The sequence below is a fragment of the Azospirillum sp. UFLA03-27 genome (assembly GCF_059803775.1).
In genome coordinates this window covers 1-1,745 of record NZ_JAUQTX010000478.1, presented here as the reverse complement: position 1 = coordinate 1,745, position 1,745 = coordinate 1, and the positions used below count along the sequence as shown (strand labels likewise).

Below are 1,745 nucleotides of genomic sequence, written 5' to 3'. Positions count from 1 at the left end.
GCGTATAATCGTCGGCAGCGTCAGATGTGTATAAGAGACAGCTCTACATGGACACGCTCCTGCGCGCCGTTCCGGCGCCGGAGCCGGCCAAGCGCGTTTATGTGCCGCATGGCACCTCCTGGGCCGCGGCGGGCAAGCTGCGCGCCGAGGGCTGGGTCACCGTGGCGGGGCTGGCCCCCGTGGCGGACGCGGCGGCGGAGGCCCGGCGGCTGGACTGCGGCCATCGGCTGGACGGCGGCACGGTCACGCCGCTGACTTGAGACTTCACGAGAGGCGACCCCCGCGCCGCGGGGGCGCCTTTGCATGGGCAACGTTTTCTTTCTGCCTTCTTTTTTTGCGGAGACACACATGGCCAACGTGGCGGTGGTCGGCGCCCAGTGGGGCGACGAGGGCAAGGGCAAGATCGTCGACTGGCTGTCCAGCCGGGCCGACGTGGTGGTGCGCTTCCAGGGCGGTCACAACGCCGGCCACACGCTGGTGATCAACGGCGTGACGTACAAGCTGAGCCTGCTGCCTTCGGGCGTGGTTCGCTCCAACAAGCTGTCGATCATCGGCAACGGCGTCGTCTTCGACCCCTGGGCCTTCATCCGCGAAGTGACGGCGATCAAGAGCCAGGGCGTGGACGTGTCCCCCGCCACGCTCCAGGTCGCCGAGAACGTTCCGCTGATCCTCCCGGTCCACAGCGCGCTCGACAAGGCGCGCGAGGAGGCCCGCGGCGCCGGCAAGATCGGCACGACCGGCCGTGGCATCGGCCCGGCCTATGAGGACAAGGTGGCCCGCCGGGCCATCCGCCTGTGCGACCTCGGCGACGAGGCGGTGCTGAAGGAGAAGGTGGACGCCCTGCTGGCCCACCACAACCTGCTGCTCCGCGGCCTGGGCGCACCGGAGATGACCCCGGCCGACATCCTGGACCCGCTGCGCGAGATCACCCCGCAGGTGCTGCCCTACGCCTCGGTCGTCTGGAAGACGCTGGACGAGCTGCGCCGCGCCGGCAAGCGCATCCTGTTCGAAGGCGCCCAGGGCCAGATGCTCGACATCGACCACGGCACCTATCCGTACGTCACCTCCTCCAACACGGTGGCCGGCAACGCCGCCGCCGGCAGCGGCATGGGCCCGCGCGCCGTCGGCTATGTGCTGGGCATCTGCAAGGCCTACACGACGCGCGTCGGTTCCGGCCCGTTCCCGACGGAGCTGTTCGACGACGTCGGCGAGCTGATCGGCCAGCGTGGCAAGGAGTTCGGCGTGGTGACGGGCCGCAAGCGCCGTTGCGGCTGGTTCGACGCCGTGATGGTGCGCCAAGCGGTGAAGACCGGCGGCATCGACGGCATCGCCATGACCAAGCTGGACGTGCTGGACGGCTTCGACGAGATCAAGGTGTGCGTCGGCTACCGTCTGGACGGGCAGGAGCTGGATTACTTCCCGGCCAACGCCGGCGCCCAGGCCCGCGTCGAGCCGATCTACGAGACCTTCGAGGGTTGGAAGGACAGCACCCAGGGCGCTCGCTCCTGGGCGGAGCTGCCGGCCCAGGCGGTGAAGTACGTCCGTCATGTCGAGGAGCTGATCCAGGCCCCGGTGGCCCTGCTGTCCACCAGCCCGGAGCGCGACGATACGATCCTGATGAACGATCCGTTCCAGGATTGAGGATTGTCGGGTGGTTGGTCGGGTGGTTGAATTGAGCCCCCCTCCCGACCTCCCCCCGCTTTGCAGGGGGAGGAGAATAAGCCCTCCCCTGCGGAGCGGGGGGA

The 1,745-nt window shown here is 68.9% G+C and carries 2 protein-coding genes; both read left to right on the top strand.

Features of this window, described 5'->3' with window-relative positions; translation table 11 throughout:
• The first annotated feature begins 26 nt into the window (after positions 1-26).
• Complete coding sequence (locus tag Q4I23_RS32520; RefSeq protein ID WP_498528978.1) at positions 27-260, top strand: hypothetical protein; 234 nt, start codon at positions 27-29, stop codon at positions 258-260.
• Between the two features lie 88 nt (positions 261-348).
• On the top strand, positions 349-1,641 hold the full coding sequence (locus Q4I23_RS32515) for an adenylosuccinate synthase (RefSeq protein ID WP_014240872.1): 1,293 nt from the start codon (positions 349-351) through the stop codon (positions 1,639-1,641).
• The last annotated feature ends 104 nt before the right edge of the window (positions 1,642-1,745 follow it).